The organism is Mycobacteroides sp. PCS013, assembly GCF_049532645.1.
Lineage (GTDB): Bacteria > Actinomycetota > Actinomycetes > Mycobacteriales > Mycobacteriaceae > Mycobacterium > Mycobacterium gwanakae.
Genome location: NZ_CP150131.1, coordinates 1,378,693 through 1,400,023, shown reverse-complemented (window position 1 = coordinate 1,400,023; position 21,331 = coordinate 1,378,693). Strand labels below are relative to the sequence as shown.

The window sequence follows — 21,331 nt, the reverse complement described above, 5'->3', positions numbered from 1 at the left end:
CCCTAGACCGGCGTGACAACCTTCCTGGTCCGCGGTTTGGCGGGCGGCTTTCCGGCACTCTTCGCCGGAGCCTTCGCGGGGGTCTTGCCGTTGCGTTGGGGCTTGGGCAACATGTCCGCGAGGAACTCACCGGTGTGGCTGCCCGCGGTCTGCGCCACCACTTCGGGAGCGCCCTGCGCCACCACGGAACCGCCGCCCGATCCGCCTTCGGGGCCCATGTCGATGATCCAGTCCGACGTCTTGATGACATCGAGGTTGTGCTCGATCACGATCACGGTGTTGCCCTTGTCGACCAAGCCGTTGATCACAGTGAGTAGCTTGCGGATGTCCTCGAAATGCAGCCCTGTAGTGGGCTCGTCGAGGATATAGACGGTCTTGCCCGTTGAGCGCTTCTGCAGCTCGGCAGCCAGCTTGACGCGCTGCGCCTCGCCTCCGGACAGTGTCGGAGCCGGCTGCCCCAGACGCACGTAGCCCAGACCGACCTCCACCAGCGTGTTCAGATACCGGTGGATGGAGGTGATGGGCTCGAAGAACTCAGCGGCCTCCTCGATGGGCATGTCCAGCACCTGCGCGATGGTCTTGCCCTTGTAGTGGACCTCGAGCGTCTCCCGGTTGTAGCGCGCGCCATGACACACCTCGCACGGCACGTATACGTCCGGAAGGAAGTTCATCTCGATCTTGATGGTGCCGTCGCCCGTGCATGCCTCACAGCGCCCGCCCTTGACGTTGAACGAGAAACGGCCGGGTTGATAACCGCGCACCTTGGCCTCGGTGGTGGCCGCGAACAGCGTGCGGATCTTGTCGAACACCCCGGTGTAGGTGGCCGGATTGGAGCGCGGTGTGCGCCCGATAGGCGACTGATCCACCCGCACCAGCTTGTCCACCTGATCCAGGCCGGTCACGCGAGTATGCCGGCCGGGAACCTGCCGTGCACCGTTGAGCTTGTTGGCCAGCACCGTAGCGAGGATGTCGTTGACCAATGTCGACTTCCCCGAGCCCGACACTCCGGTGACCGAGGTCAACACCCCGAGCGGGAAGGAGACGTCGATGTCCTTGAGGTTGTGCTCGCGCGCACCGACCACGGTGACCTGACGCTTGACATCGATCGACCGGCGCATGGGTGGCAGCGGAATGCTCGCAGCCCCAGAAAGATACGAGCCCGTGACGGAGTGCTTGTTTTTCAGCAGCTCGGCGTAGGTGCCGCTGTGCACCACCTGGCCGCCGTGCTCCCCCGCCGCAGGCCCGATGTCGACAACCCAGTCTGCGTGTTTGATGGTGTCCTCGTCGTGCTCGACGACGATCAGCGTATTACCGAGATCCCTTAGCCGCGTAAGTGTCTCGATGAGTCGGCGATTATCGCGCTGATGCAGACCGATAGACGGCTCGTCCAGCACATAGAGCACACCCACCAGACCGGAGCCGATCTGAGTGGCCAGCCGGATGCGCTGAGCCTCACCACCGGAGAGCGTGCCCGCCGCCCGCGACAACGACAGATACTGCAAGCCCACGTCCAGGAGGAACCCGAGCCGGAACTGGACTTCCTTGAGTACCTGTCCCGCGATGGCTTGCTCACGGTGCCCGAGGGTCAGTGTGTTGAGGAACTGAGCGCACTCGGCGATCGACAGGTCACAGACCTGCGCGATCGATTTGGTGCCGTGCTCCCCCGCGGTCAGGGTCACGGAGAGGATCTCCGGCTTGAGCCGGGTTCCGTCGCACACAGGACACGGGATGTCCCGCATGAAACCTTCGTAGCGCTCCTTGGCCCATTCGGACTCGGTCTGCTCCATGCGGCGTTGCAGAAAGGCCAGTACGCCTTCGAACTCGGCGTAGTACGACCGGGTGCGGCCGTACCGGTTCTTGTACCGGACATGCACCTGCTCGGACGAGCCGTCCAGGATCGCCTTCTTCGCGGCGGCGGGAAGCTTCTTCCAGGGGGTGTCCACATCGAACCCGAGGGCATCGCCCAGCCCCGCCATGAGCCGGACGAAGTAGTCGGCGTTCTGGCCCATAGACCAGGGTGCGATGGCGCCCTCGGCGAGTGTCATATCCGGGTCGGGGACCACCAGATCGGGGTCGACTTCCTTCTTGATTCCCAGACCGGTGCACTCGGGGCAGGCGCCGTAGGGCGAGTTGAACGAAAACGACCGCGGTTCAAGATCATCCACTGCCAGCGGGTGACCGTTGGGGCACGCGAGCTTCTCGGAGAACCTGCGTTCACGGTGCGGCGAATCTTCCTCGGCGTCGACGAACTCGAGCACGACGATTCCGTCGGCGAGGCGCAGCGCAGTCTCCACCGAGTCCGTCAGTCGCTGCTTGGAGCTGGCCTTGACGGCGAGACGGTCGATGACCACCTCGATGTCATGCTTCTCCTGCTTCTTGAGCTTGGGCGGGTCGGTGAGCGAATGCACCACGCCGTCAACCCGAATGCGGCTGTAACCCTGCGAGTTCAGCTGCTCGAAGAGGTCGACGAACTCGCCCTTGCGCGTGCGGACCACGGGAGCGAGCACCTGGAACCGCAGGCCCTCCTCCATATCCAGCACCTGATCCACGATCTGCTGCGGGGTTTGCTTGGCGATCTTCTCCCCGCACACCGGGCAGTGTGGGGTCCCGGCCCGCGCGTACAACAGACGCAGGTAGTCGTAGACCTCGGTGATGGTGCCCACCGTGGACCGGGGGTTGCGGTTGGTGGATTTCTGGTCGATCGATACCGCAGGCGACAACCCCTCGATGAAATCAACATCGGGCTTGTCCATCTGCCCCAGGAACTGGCGGGCGTACGCGGACAGCGATTCGACGTACCTGCGCTGCCCCTCGGCAAAGATGGTGTCAAAGGCCAGACTCGACTTCCCGGATCCGGACAGGCCCGTGAAGACGATGAGGCTGTCCCGGGGTAGGTCAAGGTCGATACCGCGCAGGTTGTGCTCACGCGCGCCCCGCACGATCAGACGGTCGGCCACCTGTCTCCTTCCACACTGCCCCATGAGCAGGTGTTTTCGCATAGCTCAGCGGCCGTATCCCCATCTGGAACCGGAGCCGACTGAGTCGTCGACTCCATGCTAGGACGAGGCACCGACAACCTCCCCGCCACTGGGGGCCACTACGGTGAAACCATGACCTCCATCACCATCGACGACGACTACTCCGGCCATCTCGAGCCGGGTACTGGGGTCGCTCGTCGCACCGTGAGTGGCGCGACCATCATCAAGGCCTCGGTGGGGCCGATGGATAACAACGCATACATCGTCACGTGCACCAACACCGGCAAGTCGTTGCTGATCGACGCGGCCAACGATGCCGAGCGGTTGGCCGCCCTGCTGGACGAGAACGCCCCGGATATCGAGCTGATTGTCACCACGCATCAGCATTTCGATCACTGGCAGGCACTCGAGGCGATCGTCCAGAAGACCGAATCGCGCAGTGCCGCGCATGATTTAGATGCCGGACCGCTTCCGGTACCGCCCACGACGCTGCTGGCCGGGGGCGACAGCTTCGACATCGGTGACCTGCATTTCGACGTGATCCACCTGCGCGGACACACTCCGGGCTCGGTGGCCCTGGCGTTCACCGCCGACGGCGTGACGCACCTCTTCACCGGGGATTCTCTGTTCCCGGGTGGTGTCGGAAAGACCTTCAGCCCCGAGGACTTCAACCAGCTGCTCGACGATGTCAGCGAGCGCCTCTTCGGCGCCTACCCCGACTCCACGGTTGTGTACCCCGGACATGGAGACGACACCACGCTGGGCGCCGAGCGCGGATCGCTCGGCGAATGGCGCGAACGAGGCTGGTGAGCCGGCCCCGTTCGCGCTCGTCGGTCTAGATCTCTGGGTCTAGGTGGTGTGAACAATCAGCACGTCGCACTTGGAGCGGCGTGCGACATCCGAAGGAACCGACCCCAGCAGGCGTCCGGCAATGGTGTTCAGACCGACATTGCCGACGACCAGCAGATCAGCCTTGGAATCCACCACCAGATCCAGCAGCGCATCCACTGGCGCTCCCTCGATAGAGCGCTCTTCGACGCTCGTCGCGCCCGCCGCTGCTGCGCGCTCGCGGGCGGTGCGCAGGATGTCGTAGACGGGTGCCTTGCCGGTGACCTTGTACGCGTCCTCCTTGAGGACATCGGCCGAGTGGGGGTTGTTCTCCGGGAAGTACGCGGTCGCGACGATGAGCTTGGCACCGGCAGCGCCCGCGATGGCTCCAGCGCGGTCGACCGCCCGGTACGACGAATCCGATCCGTCGGTACCGACAACGACAGTGCTGTATGCACTCATGAAAGGTCCTCCAGTTCCGTTTGACCAGGCCAGACGAGATTAGCCGGGAAGGGCCCCGGCCATGCGTCATTTGGCTGATTGTGTCGGGCTATGCGGATGATTTTCTCTTGCGGGCTGCGCGCGCAGGTATGGCCTGCGCCTCAATACCGCTATGAGGACCGTCACGCGCCATTACGCCGCGAGTTCACCGCCGTTCGAGTAAAAGTCACGCACCGTTCGAGTAGAGCTTGATGACTTGGTAGAGGAATGCCCGTCCGTCGTACAGGGATTTCACCTGGATTCGTTCGTCCAGGCCATGCGCGTGGGTCTCCTCCGGCTGGGCGAATATGCCGCTGAGTCCGTACACCGGGGTCTTCCCGAAGTAGATGGCATCGGTTGCTCCGGTCGACATGGTCGGTACCAGCGGCACCCCGGGCCACATGGATCCGGCCACGGCCTTGATGGGGTCGATGATCTGCGGAGTCAACGGTGGGACGGTGGCGACGTTGGTGCGGAACTCCTTGGCGGGCTTCACGGTGACCTTGGGATCGTTGACCGCCTTGACAATGCTCTCTTGCACCGCGGCGGCGCTCCCGTCGGGCAATATGCGGCAGTTCACATTCGCGGTGGCGCGTTGCGGCAGCGCATTGTTGGCGTGTCCCCCTTCAATTTTCGTAGGGACACAGGTGGTGCGCAGCATCGCGTTGTACAGCGGATTCCGGGACAGCACCGACGCCGCCGCCTGATCGTGCGGATTGGCGACGATTGCCGACATCGCCTGACCCACTTCACCCGGCTGCAGCGGAGCCTGCGCCGTGAAATATGCCCGGGTCACATCGTTGAGCTGAACCGGGAATGGCGCGGTGGCCAGCCGGTTCAGACCGGCTCCGAGATCCTGTATCGCGTTGAACGGTCGGGGCTGGCTGCTGTGTCCGCCCTCGTCGGTGACCTCAAGGGTGAAGTCCTGGTAGATCTTCTGACCCGCCTGGATCTCCAGCAGGATGGGTTTGTTCTGTTCGTCGAGGTCACCGCCGGCGCCCTCGTTGACGACGAATTCGGCGTCGACGAGCTCCGGCCGGTTTTGATGCAGCCACTCAGCACCGTTGACCTGCCCGCCACCTTCTTCACCACAGGTCAAGGCGATCCGGATGGGGCGTTTGGGCACGAAGTTCTCGGCGCGGTATCGAATGAGACTGTCCACGAAGATCGCGGCCATGGCTTTGTCGTCCTCGGCACCGCGGGCGTAGAAGTATCCGTTCTCCTCGGCGAGGGTGAACGGATCACGCTTCCAGTCCTCGCGTTTGGCCTCGACAACGTCGATATGCGCCAGCAGCAGAATGGGCTTGGCATTCGCGTCGGCTCCGGCCAGTGTGGCGACCAATCCGCCGTCCTTGGGATGATCCGGCGGACTGAACAGCACCAGGTCCTTGTCGCCGTATCCGGCGGACTTGAGACGATCGGCCATCTTCTGCGCGGCCTCGGTGCAACTCCCCTGCGATGCGGTCGTGTTGGTCTCGATCAACTCCCGGTACAAGTCTCGAAACGCGGCGCGATCGTCGGTGCTGGAGGGAGCGCTCGTTGCCGGCGAGCCCTGGTTCTGTGTCGTCCCGCAGGAAGTGAGTGCGAGCACGGCGGCCACGAGGGCGAAAATCCGATGCATGGTTCCGTTCATACACCCGGGACGCCTACGTGGGGGCCCTTACCGCGCTCTCCCGCGCCGTGTTCGTCATGTCGACTCCTCGCCCGGGTCCGGCAGCGGCGCGAAACACTCTGGAGGACACCGCGACACCCGATAGCACGATCGCGGCGAACCCCAGGTACAGCAGGTGGGCCCCGTGCGTGTCCGACCCGCCGAGATTGACGAGCACCCCCGCCAACCCGGCGCCGAAGGCTCCGGCTATCAGCTGCACGGTGCTGATGGCGGCTGCGGCCGCTGCGCTTTCGCCCGAATCGGAAGACAACGACATCGCCGCGGACGCCAAGTGCGGCCACGCCATGCCGATACCGGCTCCCGTCACCGCGAAACCGAGTGCCCATAACACGATCTCTAGGGCTCCGGCACCGTCGCGCTGTAACGCACCGGCCAGGACAAGTCCCGCCGCAACCACGACGGGAGCGATCGTCACCACACGTGCGATGGTCCGCGCCGTGGCCGATGCGCTGATCATTTCGCCAACGGTCCATCCGAATGCCAAGGTGGCCCCCAGGAATCCCGCAGCGACAGGGATCAGGTGCCCGAGGCGCTGACCAAAGAACGGAATGAATGTCTCCACCATGGAGGCCGCCGCCAGCACCGCGATCGTCAGATAGATCCACTTGAGCGGATTGCCGGCGAAGACCGCTTTGGGCAGTACCGATGCGGTGGCACGACGGTCAAGTACGACGAACAGGATCACCAGAGCAGCTGCTGCAGCGATCAACCCCACCATGGCGGGTATCGAGGACTGGAGCCCGGCCACGGCCACCAAAGCGGCCGCCGCCGTGAGGATGAGCAGCGACCGCAGCGGAGCACCGCGCCCGGCAGCCGCGACATTCGCACTATCCGTCCGGGGCAATACCGAGGGCACCATCGCAGCGATGCCCAGGGTGACCAGCGTCAACGATACGAATGCCCACCGCCACTGCCCGAACTGCGCGAACAGCCCGCCTGCCGCGGGACCCACGAAGGTCCCAACACCCCACATTGCCGATGTGAGCGCCGAGGCGCGCGTCCATAACCGTTGTGGCAGAGAAAGATTGATGACCGCATAGGCCAACCCTGCAAGCAGTCCGCCGGCCGCCCCCTGGATCACGCGCCCGGCAAGCATGACCTGCATTGCCGGTGCTACCGAACACACGAGGGTGCCGACCGCGAACGCGCCGAACGCCAGAAGGTACGCGCCCCGGGGCCCGGCCCGGCCAAGAAGCGGACTCACCACCGTCGCGGCACTGACCGAAGCGATCAAATACAGCGTTGTCACCCATGCGTAGAAACGTTCCCCACCGATGTCAGCGACGGCGCTCGGCAACAGACTGGTGGTGAGATACACGTTGGTGGCGTACAGCGCCACCCCACCGGCCAGCACCGTGACGATGCCGAGTTGCCGCCCGCACAACAGATCCCGCCAGCTGCCGGTCGCCTGATCGTGAGTCATGACGACACGCTATGAGCTAAAGTGCACTTGAGATCAAGGAGAGGTGATGAAGGACAAGGCCGAGCTGTTGCCGATAGGCGAGGTGGCCAGGCGCTCCGGAATCGCGGTATCCGCCGTGCGGTACTACGCCGATATCGGCCTGATTCCCGCCGAACGCACATCCGGCAACGCACGGGTGTTCCGGCGTCACGCGTTGCGCCGAATCTCGCTGATCCGGGTCGCAACCGGGTTCGGCATCCCCCTGTCGGAAGTCGCCGAGGTGCTGTCGAGCCTGCCCGACGACCGGGCGCCGAGTACTCGTGACTGGCAACGAATCTCGCGCCAGTGGCATTCGCATCTGGAAGAGCGCAAGAACGCCATCGCGGACATGCAGGAGAAGCTCACCGGATGCATCGGCTGCGGATGCCTGTCCATGACCAAATGCACGCTGTTCAATCCTGCCGACGTCCTCGCCGAGGACGGGTCGACCGGCGCGCTCCTGCTCGCCGATCCGGGCTGATTACTTCAGGCCCGCGGCGTCCATACCGCGTAATTCCTTCTTCAGATCGGCGATCTCGTCACGGAATCGTGCCGCCAACTCGAACTGCAGATCGCGTGCCGCCGCCATCATCTGCTCGGTCATGTCCTTGATCAGATCGGCCAACTCGGCCCGAGGCATGCTCTTGGTATCGCGCCCCTCGAAGACTCCGGCACTGACCGCGCGTCCCGGCTCACCCTGCGCCCGCCTGCCGCGACTCGCGTTGCGGCCCGATCCACCTACCGCCACTTCCTCGGTGTCTTCCGCTTCGCGGTACACCTGGTCCAGGATGTCAGCGATCTTCTTGCGCAGCGGTTGTGGGTCTATCCCGTTCGCCTCGTTGTATGCGATCTGCTTGGCGCGTCGGCGATCGGTCTCATCGATGGCCTCTTTCATCGAGTCCGTCATGGTGTCCGCGTACATGTGCACCTCGCCGGATACGTTGCGCGCGGCCCGGCCGATGGTCTGAATCAGACTCCTGCTGGACCGCAGAAATCCTTCCTTGTCGGCGTCGAGAATGGCGACCAGCGACACCTCGGGCAGGTCCAGACCTTCCCGTAGGAGGTTGATACCGACGAGGACGTCATACTCGCCGAGCCGGAGCTGACGCAGCAGTTCGACGCGCCGCAGGGTGTCCACCTCCGAATGCAGGTAACGCACCCGAATACCCATCTCCAACAGATAGTCGGTGAGATCCTCGGCCATTTTCTTCGTCAACGTCGTCACGAGCACCCGCTCATCGGCTTCGGTGCGTTGACGGATTGAGGCGATCAGATCGTCGATCTGCCCCTTGGTGGGTTTGACGACCACCTTCGGATCCACCAGACCGGTCGGCCGGATCACCTGCTCCACGAACTCGCCGCCGGCGGCATTGCGCTCATAATTCCCGGGCGTCGCAGACAGATACACGGTCTGCCCGATTCGCTCGGCGAACTCTTCCCAGGTGAGTGGCCTGTTGTCGGTAGCCGACGGCAACCGGAAGCCGAAATCCACCAGATTCCTCTTACGCGACATGTCCCCCTCGTACATGGCGCCGATTTGGGGAACCGTCACATGCGACTCGTCGATGACCAGCAGGAAATCGTCGGGGAAGTAGTCGAGCAGCGTCGATGGCGGGGTGCCTGCTCCGCGCCCGTCGATATGCCGCGAGTAGTTCTCGATCCCCGAGCAGAAGCCCACATTGCGCATCATCTCGATGTCGTAATTGGTTCGCATCCTCAGGCGCTGGGCTTCCAGCAGCTTGCCCTGGCCCTCCAACTCGGCAAGTCGTTCCTCGAGCTCCTGCTCGACACCCTCAAGGGCCTTCGTCATCCGATCCGGCCCCGCCACGTAATGCGTCGCCGGAAAGATTCTTAATGAATTAGCTTGCCGTACAACATCTCCGGTGAGCGGATGCAGATAGTAGAGCGCCTCGACCTCGTCGCCGAAGAATTCGATGCGCACCGCCAGCTCCTCATACGAGGGAATGATCTCGACAGTGTCGCCGCGGACCCGGAAGGTGCCACGGGTGAATGCCATGTCGTTACGGTTGTACTGCATGTCGACCAGCAGTCGCAGCAGCGCGTCCCGGGGCACTTCGAGCCCGACATCCAGTTGCACAGAACGGTCCAGATACGACTGCGGGGTGCCCAGACCGTAGATGCACGACACCGAGGCCACCACCACGACGTCGCGCCGGGACAGCAGGTTGGAGGTCGCGGAGTGCCGCAGGCGCTCCACGTCGTCATTGATAGAGCTGTCCTTCTCGATGTACGTATCGGTCTGCGCGATATACGCTTCCGGCTGGTAGTAGTCGTAGTACGAGACGAAGTACTCGACAGCGTTGTGCGGCAACATTTCCCGAAGCTCGTTGGCCAGCTGCGCGGCGAGCGTCTTGTTGGGTGCCATCACCAGCGTCGGCCGTTGCAGCCGTTCGATGAGCCAGGCGGTGGTAGCCGACTTACCGGTACCCGTGGCACCCAGCAGCACCACGTCCTTCTCCCCCGCCCGAACTCTGCGCTCGAGCTCGGCGATGGCACCCGGCTGATCGCCCGCGGGCTCATACTGACTGACGACCTCGAATCGCCCATCGGTACGCAAGACGTCCGTGACCGGGCGGTACTCGGAATGCGCAACGATGGGGTGTTCTGTTGCGAAAGCCATGTGCCCAGAGTAAGCCGACGGTCTGACATTCACCCGAGACGACAGGAAGGCAGCAGGAAACCAGCGTGCACCCGCCCAAACGCGAGATATTCGACCTCGATGCCATGACGAACACCGATCCCAAGGGAATCGTGCGGTCGGTGGATGAGTACCGGGTGGAGCCCTGGGGATTGTTCATGGCGCGCCCAACGCCCGGTCGGGCGCAGTTCCACTACTTGGAGTCCTGGCTGCTCCCGGCGTTGGGACTGCGGGCGAACATCTTCCATTTCAATCCGGGATACGAGCGCGATCAGGATTTCTACCTCGACGTCGGCGACTTTGTCCCCGGGCCGTCGCAGTGGCTGGCCGTCGACCACTATCTTGACCTCGTGGTGCGCTGCGGACGCGAGACCGAACTAGCCGATGTGGACGAGTTGCTCGAGGCGCACAGAGCAGGGTTGCTATCTGCTGCCGCATCCGAGCTCGCGATCCGCCGGGCAGCCACCGCCATCGATGGCCTCGCCGGGCACGGTCACGATCTGAACGCGTGGTTGACCGCCACCGGAATGCCGCTGACCTGGCACGACCCGAACGGAGACACGCATGCCTGACACCATTCGCTGGGGAATCATCGGACCGGGCCGCATCGCGGGAAACGTGGCCCGCGATTTCCCACTCACACCGGGAGCAGAGCTGATAGCCGTTGCCTCGCGGTCGGCCGAACGTGCCCGCGACTTCGCGGAGACACATCGCATTCCGCGAGCCTTCGGCTCGTACCGGGAGTTGCTCGCCGATCCCGATGTGGACGCCGTGTACATCGCCACCCCACATCCCCAACATCGACAGGCCGCCATCGCCGCACTCACCGCGGGCAAGGCAATCTTGGTCGAGAAGGCCTTCACCGCGACGGCGGCCGGAGCGCAGGAGATCATCGATATCGCAAGGGCGCGTGGCGTTTTTGCCATGGAGGCGATGTGGACCCGGTTTCAGCCGGCGATCGTCGCGGCCAAAAATCTTGTCGATGACGGGGCCATCGGCGAGGTCCGCCAGGTCCAGGCAGACCTGGGAGTGGACCGCCCGTTCGATCCCGACGACAGGCTGTTCAGTCCGACGCTGGGCGGCGGCGCGCTGTTGGATCTCGGCGTCTACGTGGTCTCGCTGGCCCAGTACTTCCTCGGCGATCCGGCCGCAGTGGTGGCACATGGTTCGTTGTTCCCCACCGGGGTTGACGCCGAGGCCGGCCTGCTCCTGCGCTATGACGACGGACGCACCGCGACGCTGCTGTGTTCACTGCTACATCACACTCCCGGCCAGGCGCGCATATTCGGCACCGAGGGCTGGATCGATATCCTCCCCCGATTCCATCACCCTCGCGAAATCGTGTTGCACCGCAAGGGATCTGACCCTGAGCCGATAGTGAAGCCGCCCGTCGGTGGCGGATACAGTCACGAGCTGGCCGAGGTCACCGGATGCCTGCTCGAGGGCAGCGCGCAGAGCACCGTGATGCCCCTCGCTGACACCTTGGCCGTACAGCGGGTGCTCAACACGGCGTGCGAACAGCTCGGGGTGCATCACCGCGAAGACCCTGCTGACCTGGACTGATCACGTTGTCGTCGCCATTCGGACGCCGGTAAGATGCCCGGTATGCGCCCCCTCCTCCGTGGGCTGTGCGTTGCCGGGGCAGCGGCGATCACCTTCGCCCTGCCGGCAGCACCAGCCTCCGCCGCCGAGTTGCACAACATCAGTTACATCGCTCGCGTCGATGGGATAGGCCGTGGCATCTCCGTGACGTTCAAGACCGATCCGGTGGAACGTCGTACCGAGCAACCGCGTCTGGGCCCCGGCGAGAGCTGGGAAGTGAATCTCGTCATGGATGATCCCCAACAGGCGGGCATGGCCGTACGGGTGCTGCCGCCCTATGGGGTCGGACTGCACTGCGAAGTGCAGGTCGACGACGTCGTGGTCGACTCCCAGGACCTCACGGTGCCGCCCGCGCTCGGGATCTTCAACGGGCCCGTTAACGACACGGTCACCTGCGGACACTTCAACCCGTAACCACCAGTCAAATTAGTCACTTTCGTACCCCGGACCTGCACAAAAACCGCTACAATGGCGCCATGCGCCTGAACTCTATTCGTAGCAATATTCGCGGTTCTTTCCGTGCTGCCGGAATTGCGATAGTCACCGCGGGAATTGCCGCGAGCACAGTGCCCGCGATTGCCTCCGCAGACTCCACCGATGACTACCCAGTTCCCCGCCGGATGCTGAAAACCACGTGTACAGCCGAACAATATCTGGCTGCGGTTCGCGATTACGACCCGATTTACTACACGCGGTACATGATCGATAAGAACAACAAGCCCGACTATGTGCAGCAGGCGACGATCGATCGGATTCATGAGTTCTTCGCCAAGGACTACGCGGGCCGCCGTGCGGAGTCTGAGGTTTTCGCGGTGAACTACCCGCCCGAGGCGTTGACATCGCAATGGCCCAACTGGGGCAAGATCTTCTTCAATAACAAGGGTGTCGTCGCGAAGGGCACCGAGAACTGCAGCAAGTACCCATCCGATATGTCGGTGTGGGACGGCCCCTAAACAAGCGCACGGAAAACGCCCCGCGGTGAATCTACACCGGCGGGGCGTTTTTCTGTCTGTACGGCCAGACTGTGCAGACACCTGGAAAGAGTTCGGCCCCCATGCCGTGAGCATGGGGGCCGAACTCTTCAACCGTTAGATCGCAGGTCGCGGGAATTCCGTGGTGACCGGCTCGTCGTGGACGGGACCCGGACCGACCGGAACAGGAGCCGGCGGCGGTGGTGCCTGCTGCTCGACCGGCACCGGAGGCGGTGGCGGATCGGTGGCGTACTTGCTCACCTTCATGGGCCACCAGAACCATCGACCCATGAGCGCGGCAATTGCCGGCGTCATGAACGCCCGGATGATGAAGGTGTCGAAGAGCAGACCAAGGCAGATCGCCGACCCGGACTGGCCGATTGCGATCAGGTCGCTGGTGATCATCGACCCCATGGTGAACGCGAACACCAGACCGGCCTGGGTTGCCACACTTCCGGATCCGCCGACGCCTCGGAGAATCGCGGTGTTCAGACCACCGTGTAGCTCTTCCTTGAATCTGGACACCAAGAGCAGGTTGTAGTCCGATCCGACCGCCAACAAGATGATGACGGTGAACGGCAGCACAAACCAGTGCAGCTGCAGACCAAGGATGTGCTCCCACAACAACACTGACAGACCGAAGGACGCACCCAGCGATATCGCGATGGTTCCGACGATCGTGAACGCCGCCACGATGCTTCGCGTGATCACCAGCATGATCACGAAGATCAGGCACAGCGACGCGATGACTGCGATCATCAGGTCGTACTTCACCATCTCGCCGATGTCGTGGTACGTCGGTGCGGTACCACCCAGATAGAGCTTGGCTTCGTCCAGCGGCGTGCCCTTGATCGCGTTCTTCGCGGCCTTGAGCTCGACCTCGGTGTTGGCCAGTGACTCATTGCTGGCGTAGTCACCCTCATGGGTGATGATGAACTGCGCGGCCTTGCCGTCCGGCGACATCATCAGCTTGACACCCTTCTTGAAGTCCTCGTTGTCGAAGGCTTCCGGCGGCAAGTAAAAGAAATCGTCGTTCTTGGCCTCATCGAACGCTTGACCCATCACCGTTGCGGTGTCGGTCATGCGATCCATCTGGCCGATCATGCCGTTCATGGTGCTGTACATGGTCAGCATGGTGTTCCGCATGTTTTTCGTAATGGCGATCATGGGCGGAAGCTGCTCAACCATCTGCGGCATGAGCCGGTCCATATTGGTTATGTCTTTGAGCAATCCCTGCATGCTCTCGGCTAGTTTGTCGATCCCATCAATGGTGTCGAATAGCGAGCGCATGGACCAGCACATCGGAATGTCGAAGCAGTGCTTATCCCAATAGAAATAGTTACGCAGCGGCCGGAATTGATCGTCGAAATTGGCGATATTGTCCCGCATCTGATTGGTGACACTGATCATATCGGGGGTGGTCACCGTCGCCATATTGTGCGTGACGCCGACCAGCTCTTTCATGATGCTGTACATGCGTTCCATGATCGCGATCATCGAGCCCATATCGTCGGCCATCTTCAACATGTCCGACATGCTGTTCTTCAGATAGTTCATGTTCTCGGTCATCGATACCGATTGCATACTCACCTGGAAGGGCACCGAGCTGTGGTCAATGGGGGCACCCATCGGGCGCGTCATGCTCTGCACCTTGTTGATGCCCTCGACCCGGAAGACGTTCTTGGCGATTCGGTCCAGCACCAACATGTTGGCCGGGGTTCGCAGATCCTTGTCCGCTTCGACGATCAAGATGTCCGGGTTCATTCTCGCCTTCGAGAAGTGCCGGTCGGATGCCTGGAAGCCCTGGATCGACGGCAGACTGCCCGGGATGTAGTACCGGTCGTTGTAGTTGACCGTGTACGAGGGCAGGATCCCCAGTCCCAGCAGCGCGATGATCATCGTGACCGCCAGGATCGGCCCGGGCCAGCGCACGATGGCGGTACCGATCTTGCGCCAGGTCCGGTTCTTGATGGTGCGCTTGGACTCCAACAGCCCGAACTTCGTCGCGATCAGCAGTACCGCCGGCCCGATGGTCAGCGATGCGGCCACCACGACGAGCATGCCGATCGCACATGGCACACCGAGCGACTCGAAGTACGGCAGTCGTGTGAATTTCAGGCAGAAGGTGGCACCGGCGATCGTCAGACCGGAACCCAGAATCACGTGCGAGACACTGTGATACGTCAGATAGAAGGACTCGAGTCTCTCCTTACCCTCCGCTCTCAGTTCTTGATATCGCCCGATCAGGAAGATCGCATAGTCGGTACCGGCCGCGATGGCCAATGAGGTCAGCAGGTTGACCGCGAATGTCGATAGGCCGATGATCTCGGCGTTGCCGAGAATCGCGACGACGCCGCGGGCGGCGCCCAGTTCGACGAACACCATGAACAGGATGAGCAGCACCGTCGTAATGGATCGGTAGATGAACAACAGCATGATGGTGATGACGATGAAGGTGATGCCCGTCATCTTGAGCATGCTCTTGTCGCCGGCGTCGTTCATATCCATCGTCAGCGCGGCCTGACCGGTGACGAAGACCTTGAGGCCGTCTGGATATGTGCCGTTCTTCTTGCTCTCGTCTATGAGCTTCGCGACGAGATCCTGTACGGCCGTTACGGATTCCTTGCCTTCGGTCGTACCCTGATCTCCTCGGAGATTCAGCTGAACGTAGGCGGCTTTCTCGTCGACACTCTGCGCACCACCGGCGGTGATGCGGTCACCCCAGAAGTCCTGGGCGTATTCCACGTGGTTGGTGTCGGCCCGTAGCCGCTTCACCATCTCGCGGTAGAAGGTGTGCGCCTTGTCATTCATGTCCGTCGAGAACTTGGTGTCGTTCTCCAACAGGACCATGACCATGCTGTCGTCTTTGAACTGCTGGAACAGCTCACCTTGGCGCTTGATGGCCTGATATGAGGGAGCGTCCTTGGACGCCAACGACACCGAGTGCTCTTTGCCGACCTCTTCGAGCTGCGGCACGACCACGTTGACGATGACCGTCAAGACCAGCCAGGCCAGAATGATCGGCACCGAGAAGGTGTGGATGAACCGCGCTATGCGCGAAGGCTTTTGGGTTGCGCCGTGAGTAGGAGCGCTATGTGTGCTCATGCGGATTTCACCATGCAGAAGACTTGGGCGTTGTGGTTGGACACGGTCTGTTCGTCCTTGACCTCGCCGTTGGACAGGATGCGGCAGCCGATTTCGTCGCTATCGCCCATCGCGACGACATTGGCGAAGACGGATGTCATCGTCGTCGTGATGGTGAGCGTCCACGGCAGGGTGGTGAACTGGGCGCGCTGCGGCTGCGCCCTGTCATCGAGATAGTTGACCTCGCCCTTTGTCCCTGCGGGACCGAAGATTTCGTAGACGATGTCTTTCGGGATGATGTTCTTGGAGTCGTCCTTGATACCGGCCGCCGAATTGATGCTGGTCGAGCCGAACACTCCGTGAAGCCGGTAGACGCCGAAGCTAGCGGCCGCGAGTGCCACTATCACGACGAGCGGGATCCATACCCGCGCCAATAACTTGAAAATCGTCCGATCCCCTTCACCCGTGTGGCCCGGGGGCCAACAACTCGACTCTGCCTATCGCGTCCGGCTATGCCTATCCGCCATTCGCGCGCAAATAGTTACCAGCCAGTACGACACCGTGTTGTTTGTGCGGAGTCAGCGAGCACACGGGCTGTCCGGTCACATCGTCCGTTCATCCCACCTGGCTCCGCTCATGCCCGTTTTCTCAGTAATTCGTAAGGGATACTACATACGTTTGTCAGGGAACTGTACATGTGCCGTCGGTCACAACTCGCACATTTACGCCCCGAGACGCTCGCAATAGCCTAGTTAGCTACAAGCGGATGTCAACAACCGATGACACTGTTCTATTCCCGGCTTCTTTTCGTTGATGTTACGAAAGAGCCTGCTCGCACATCCAAGTTAGTGACTGACTTCGGGATCACACCAGCTAATGGACCTGGGCGGTGTTTGCCATCGCTATCTTTCGGCTCGCCACCCAAATCAACCGTGGGCACCGCCGACACGCCTCGCCCCCGCTGGCGTCGCGGCGGGTGAAAGTGATCAAATCCAAGCCGAGCGAACGGGCGTGTCCTTCGCCACATTGGGAGACATTTGTCCATTAGCAACGCGCAGCCACGCGCTCCAAGCCGTCGGTCAGCGTGATTTCAGCAAACGATCTGGCGCATCATTCAACGCTCGAGATACGACGAATGCGATGACTCACGAGAAGATCCGGCCATTCGCAAAAGCGAATTGCCCAAGCGGCAGCACCAGCTCTGGTAACACCTGTCTACACGCGGCGCGCACGTAGACAGGTGTCGGCCGAACTGCCAGCGAACGGCCGAAGACTCAGACAGATGGCCTCGGGAACTCGGTCGTCACCGGGTCATCGCCGTGCCCCGTACCGACAGACGCCGGTTGAGGAGGTGTCTTCGGCGGTGGCAGTGGCCGGGTGCGCACATTCAGCGGCCACCAGAACCAGCGGCCGAGGATCGTGGCGATGGCCGGGGTCATGAAGGAACGCACGATGAGCGTGTCGAACAACAGGCCCAGTGCAATGGTGGTCCCGACCTGCCCGATGATCCGCAGATCGCTGACCACCATGACGGCCATGGTGAAGGCGAACACCAGACCGGCGGACGTCACCACGCTTCCGGTGCCACCCATTGAGCGGATGATGCCGGTTTTCAGGCCGCCGTGTAGCTCCTCTTTGAGTCGGGAGACCAACAGCAGGTTGTAGTCCGAACCCACCGCGAGGAGCACGATGATGGCCATTTGCATGACAAGCCAATGCAATTCGATGCCAAAGATGTACTGCCAGATGATGACCGACAAACCGAACGAAGCACCGAGAGACAGCGCGACCGTACCCACGATGACCAGCGCTGCCACGAAGCTTCGCGTGATGAGCAGCATGATCAGGAAGATCAGGCACAGGGCGGAGATGCCGGCGATCATCAGGTCGTAGCGCGCGCCATCGGACATGTCCTTGAACACGGCCGCGGTACCGCCCAGCTCGATCTTGGCGTCCTCGAGGGGTGTGCCCTTGACGGCCTCGATCGCGGCCTGCTTGATCGGCTCCACATGCGCGAGGCCTTCGGGCGTAGCGGGATCTCCTCGGTGCGAGATGATCATCCGGACCGCCTTGCCGTCCGGCGACAGGAACGACTTCAGACCGCGTTGGAAGTCGGCATTGTCGAAGATTTCCGGTGGCAGATAGAAGGAGTCGTCATTCTTGGCGGCGTCGAACGCCTTACCCATGGCGGTCGAGTTCTGACTCATCTCGTCCATTTGGTTATAGAAGCCAGACATGGTGCTGTGCTGCGTCAGCATCATCTTCTGCATGTCTTCCATGATGGGGACCATTGCCGACATGTCCGACACCATCTTGGGCATCAGCTGATCCATCCGCTCCATGTTGACCACCATGCCGTCCATGGTTTCGGTCATCTCATCGATCTTGTCGAGGGTGTCGAAGATCGAGCGCATGGCCCAGCACATGGGTATGTCGAAGCAGTGCTTCTCCCAATACAGATAGTTGCGGATCGGGCGGAACCAGTCATCGAAGTTCGAGATGCTGTCCCGCATCTCGTGGATGGTGCCCTGCAAGGTGTGCATGTCGCCGACGAGCGAGTGGGTGATGCCCGCCATCGTTGTCATGTTGGCGAGCGTCCGCTTCATGATGACGACGTTCTCGCCCATCTTGTCGGCCTGGACCTTCATATCGGCCATGCGGTCCTTCATCAGCTTCATGTTCTGTAGCTGACCCACGCTCTGCATGCTGATGAGGAACGGGATGGAGGTGTGTTCGATCGGCGTGCCCTGTGGGCGCGTAATCGCTTGCACACGAGCGATTCCCGGAACGCGGAAGACAGCCTTGGCCACCTTGTCGATGACCAGGAAGTCCGCCGAGTTACGCATGTCGTGATCGGACTCGATCAGGAGCATTTCCGGGCTCATCCGAGCCTGCGAGAAATGCCGCCCCGCCGCTTCGAATCCAGCGTTGGCGGGGATGTCCTTGGGGATGTACTTCTTGTCGTCGTAGCTGGTCCGGTATCCGGGCAGTGCCGCCAGGCCGATGATGGCAATCGCCAACGCGGCCGCGAGCACCGGCCCGGGCCAGCGCACGATCGTGGTTCCGATCTTGCGCCAGGTACGAATACGCATGGCGCGCTTGGGCTCGAACAGTCCGAAGCGGCTTCCGATGGTGATCAGAGCCGGCCCCATGGTCAGCGAGACCAACACACCCGTGAGCAGACCCACCGAGCACGGCACGCCGAGGCTTTGGAAGTAGGGCATGCGCGTGAAGCTCAGGCAGTACATTGCGCCGGCGATCGTGAGGCCTGAGCCCAGAATGACGTGCGCCGTGCCATGGAACATCTCGTAATAGGCAGCCTCTTTGTCGGACCCCATGGCCCGGGCTTCCTGATAACGGCCGATCAAGAAGATGGCGTAGTCGGTACCGGCCGCGATGGAGAGCATCACCAGCAGGTTCACCGCGAATGTCGACAACCCGATGATCTGATGATCGCCCAGGAAAGCGATCACACCTCGGGCCACGCTCAACTGAACGCCCACGAACAGGAACACCATGATCACGGTGAAGATCGATCGATAGAAGAACAGCAGCATCACCACGATGACCAGGAACGTGAGCGCGGTGATGAGCTTGAGGCTGCCATCACCCGCGTGGTTCATATCGGTCTGCAGCGCGCCGGGGCCGGTGACGTACACAGTAAGCCCGTCGGGCAGCTTGGCGCCGTCCTTAGTCCAGTTCGCCTCGACCTTTTTGACGATTTCGCGGACGGCTTCGGTGGACTCGTTGGACAGCGTCTCGCCCATGTTTCCGGCGAGGTTCACCTGTACGTAGGTGGCCTTGCCGTCGGTGCTCTGGGCTCCCGCCTCGGTGAGTGGATCACCCCAGAAGTCCTGCACGTGCTGAACGTGTTTGGCGTCAGCGCGCAGCTGCGCCACCATTTCGTCGTAGAACTTGTGCGCGCCGGGGCCCAGGCGTTCTTGCCCCTCGAGCACGATCATCGCCACGCTGTCGGAGTCAGACTCCTTGAACATCTGGCCCATGTGCTTCATCGCCTGCATGGACGGCGCACTTTGTGGGCTCAGTGAGACGGTCTGTTCTTTACCGACCGTGTCGAGCGATTTCTGCGTCCCGAAGACGACGACCAACAGCACCCAGAAGATAAGGATGGGAATCGACAGGCGCCGAATCCATTTGGCCAGGAAGGTAGGCTCCCCGCCGCCGTGTGCCCCGCTCATGCAGACTTCACAAAGCAGTAGACGTAGGCGCTCACCTCGTTGGTATACCTTTCATCTTTTTTCTCGTCATTGGCCGTGATGCGGCAGCCCAACCCGTCGGCATTACGCGTCTGCGCCAGGATGTTTCCCGTCATCGATGGTGCCGTCGTGATGATCTCGATCGACCACGGCAAGACCGCGCCATTGATCTGATGCGGCTCGCCCTCTTTGTCGATGTAGTTGATGTCGGCGATGGTTCCGGGCGGGCCGAAGATCTCGTAGACCACGTGCTTGGGCTTGGAGTTGTTTTTGTCGTCGGTCATGCTGCCCGCGTAGGTGGGCAACTGATAAGAACCGAAAATGCCGCGAATGCGCCACACCGCAAAACCCGCGATGGCCAGGACCAACACCATCACCAGCGGGATCCACGCCCGCTTCAATGCGCTGAGAATCGTAAAACCCCTTCACCCGTTGGCGTTATGCAAGCCGACGCCACTCGCCCGAACCTGGCTCAACTACTGATCGGATATCCGCACCCGACCGCCCCATCGGAAGGCGGCGCAGCTATCGCCACGTGATGGTCGCTTCGAGCCTGCGGTACCCGGGCGCATCCGCCCGGACGTTTCTCGAAGTAAACCATGCCTAAGTGCGGAACAGTTGGCTCCCTTCCAGCGCGTTCATCAGGATCTTTAACGCATATCACGTGCGTAACGCACGCTACCGGGTGGTTCGCTACGTCGCAAATCACACGCCGTGCGTTATCCTCGGCACGTGGCGCAACTGACATTCCAACGCGCCCGCACGGACGAAAAGAAGCGTCAGCGGGCCGCGGCGATCGTGGAAGCCGCACGATCCCTGGCCGTGGAATCCGGTGTCACCTCGGTAACGCTGACCGCCGTCGCCAACCGCGCCGGAGTGCACTATTCCGCGGTTCGGCGCTATTTCAGCTCCCACAAGGAAGTGCTGCTGCACCTAGCTGCAGAAGGCTGGACTCGCTGGTCGGACACGGTGTGTTCGGCGCTGGCCGAGCCCGGCACCGGCTCCCCAGCCCGCGTGGCCGAGGCCCTCGTGCACGGGCTCGCGGCGGATCCCCTGTTCTGCGACCTACTCGCGAACCAGCACCTGCATCTCGAACACGAGGTCGATGTGGAGCGCGTCGCGGAAGTCAAGCAGATCAGCAATGTGGCGGTGATGGCGATCGCCGAATCAATCGAGCGAGCGCTCCCCCAGGTCGGTCGCAAGAGTTCATTGGACATCCTGGTGGCGGCCTTCTCACTGGCCGCGATGCTGTGGCAGGTCGCCCATCCACCGGAGGGCCTCGACCACGACTACAAGAACGAGCCAGGCGTTCCGCCGGACTGGAATCTTGACTTCGAGCCGGCACTGACGAGGCTGTTGACGGCGACCTGCGTCGGCATCGTCGCGCAGGCGCGCTGAC

16 protein-coding genes are annotated in these 21,331 nt (G+C 62.1%); 7 read left to right on the top strand and 9 right to left on the bottom strand.

The window, feature by feature from the left end:
- Window positions 1-2 precede the first annotated feature (2 nt).
- Entirely contained in the window at window positions 3-2,957 is a 2,955-nt protein-coding gene (gene uvrA, locus RHO23_RS06750; RefSeq protein WP_070917785.1) for an excinuclease ABC subunit UvrA, read from the bottom strand.
- A gap of 153 nt (window positions 2,958-3,110) precedes the next feature.
- Here uvrA and RHO23_RS06745 point away from each other — a divergent pair, with 153 nt between their 5' ends.
- On the top strand, window positions 3,111-3,788 hold the full coding sequence (locus RHO23_RS06745; RefSeq protein WP_423488839.1) for an MBL fold metallo-hydrolase: 678 nt from the start codon (window positions 3,111-3,113) through the stop codon (window positions 3,786-3,788).
- Window positions 3,789-3,827: 39 nt separating this feature from the next.
- Here RHO23_RS06745 and RHO23_RS06740 read toward each other — a convergent pair whose 3' ends face one another.
- The 3 genes from RHO23_RS06740 to RHO23_RS06730 all read right to left on the bottom strand — a co-directional run bounded on the left by RHO23_RS06740 (window position 3,828) and on the right by RHO23_RS06730 (window position 7,381).
- Complete coding sequence (locus RHO23_RS06740) at window positions 3,828-4,268, bottom strand: universal stress protein (RefSeq protein WP_030098068.1); 441 nt, start codon at window positions 4,266-4,268, stop codon at window positions 3,828-3,830.
- A 205-nt stretch (window positions 4,269-4,473) separates the two neighbouring features.
- Window positions 4,474-5,919 (bottom strand): M20/M25/M40 family metallo-hydrolase, encoded by a 1,446-nt coding sequence (locus RHO23_RS06735; RefSeq protein WP_423488838.1) that lies wholly within the window; start codon window positions 5,917-5,919, stop codon window positions 4,474-4,476.
- Window positions 5,920-5,932: 13 nt separating this feature from the next.
- Window positions 5,933-7,381, bottom strand: a complete 1,449-nt coding sequence (locus RHO23_RS06730; protein ID WP_423488837.1) for an MFS transporter — start codon at window positions 7,379-7,381, stop codon at window positions 5,933-5,935.
- A 46-nt stretch (window positions 7,382-7,427) separates the two neighbouring features.
- Here RHO23_RS06730 and soxR point away from each other — a divergent pair, with 46 nt between their 5' ends.
- Window positions 7,428-7,880: a redox-sensitive transcriptional activator SoxR gene (gene soxR / locus RHO23_RS06725; protein WP_057968375.1), complete on the top strand. Its 453-nt coding sequence runs from the start codon at window positions 7,428-7,430 to the stop codon at window positions 7,878-7,880.
- Here soxR and uvrB read toward each other — a convergent pair whose 3' ends face one another.
- A complete protein-coding gene (uvrB, locus tag RHO23_RS06720) occupies window positions 7,881-10,040 on the bottom strand; it encodes an excinuclease ABC subunit UvrB (RefSeq protein WP_057963966.1) in 2,160 nt (719 codons plus the stop codon).
- 65 nt (window positions 10,041-10,105) lie between these two features.
- Here uvrB and RHO23_RS06715 point away from each other — a divergent pair, with 65 nt between their 5' ends.
- From RHO23_RS06715 to RHO23_RS06700, 4 genes are all read left to right on the top strand, one after another.
- The gene (locus RHO23_RS06715; protein ID WP_070940918.1) at window positions 10,106-10,630 is read left to right on the top strand and encodes a DUF402 domain-containing protein; all 525 of its coding nucleotides are present in this window, start codon (window positions 10,106-10,108) and stop codon (window positions 10,628-10,630) included.
- Window positions 10,623-11,621, top strand: coding sequence for a Gfo/Idh/MocA family protein (locus RHO23_RS06710; RefSeq protein WP_064408703.1), 999 nt, complete (start codon window positions 10,623-10,625; stop codon window positions 11,619-11,621). The genes RHO23_RS06715 and RHO23_RS06710 overlap by 8 nt, the downstream gene beginning before the upstream one ends.
- A gap of 42 nt (window positions 11,622-11,663) precedes the next feature.
- Entirely contained in the window at window positions 11,664-12,074 is a 411-nt protein-coding gene (locus RHO23_RS06705) for a hypothetical protein (protein ID WP_030098075.1), read from the top strand.
- Between the two features lie 62 nt (window positions 12,075-12,136).
- Window positions 12,137-12,613 carry a DUF5078 domain-containing protein gene (locus RHO23_RS06700; RefSeq protein ID WP_030098076.1) on the top strand — a complete coding sequence of 159 codons (477 nt, stop codon included), beginning with the start codon at window positions 12,137-12,139 and terminating at the stop codon, window positions 12,611-12,613.
- Between the two features lie 135 nt (window positions 12,614-12,748).
- Here the strand turns inward: RHO23_RS06700 and RHO23_RS06695 are convergent, their stop codons facing one another.
- The 4 genes from RHO23_RS06695 to RHO23_RS06680 all read right to left on the bottom strand — a co-directional run bounded on the left by RHO23_RS06695 (window position 12,749) and on the right by RHO23_RS06680 (window position 20,306).
- The gene (locus RHO23_RS06695) at window positions 12,749-15,736 is read right to left on the bottom strand and encodes an RND family transporter (protein WP_046253590.1); all 2,988 of its coding nucleotides are present in this window, start codon (window positions 15,734-15,736) and stop codon (window positions 12,749-12,751) included.
- Window positions 15,733-16,149 (bottom strand): MmpS family transport accessory protein, encoded by a 417-nt coding sequence (locus tag RHO23_RS06690; RefSeq protein ID WP_075874239.1) that lies wholly within the window; start codon window positions 16,147-16,149, stop codon window positions 15,733-15,735. Before RHO23_RS06690 ends, RHO23_RS06695 begins: the two co-directional genes overlap by 4 nt.
- 840 nt (window positions 16,150-16,989) lie before the next feature.
- Window positions 16,990-19,914: an RND family transporter gene (locus tag RHO23_RS06685; protein ID WP_064408702.1), complete on the bottom strand. Its 2,925-nt coding sequence runs from the start codon at window positions 19,912-19,914 to the stop codon at window positions 16,990-16,992.
- Window positions 19,911-20,306 (bottom strand): MmpS family transport accessory protein, encoded by a 396-nt coding sequence (locus RHO23_RS06680; RefSeq protein ID WP_232785722.1) that lies wholly within the window; start codon window positions 20,304-20,306, stop codon window positions 19,911-19,913. The genes RHO23_RS06685 and RHO23_RS06680 overlap by 4 nt, the downstream gene beginning before the upstream one ends.
- Window positions 20,307-20,664: 358 nt before the next feature.
- Between RHO23_RS06680 and RHO23_RS06675 the strand changes: the two genes are divergently transcribed.
- A complete protein-coding gene (locus RHO23_RS06675) occupies window positions 20,665-21,330 on the top strand; it encodes a TetR family transcriptional regulator (RefSeq protein ID WP_064410273.1) in 666 nt (221 codons plus the stop codon).
- Window position 21,331 lies beyond the last annotated feature (1 nt).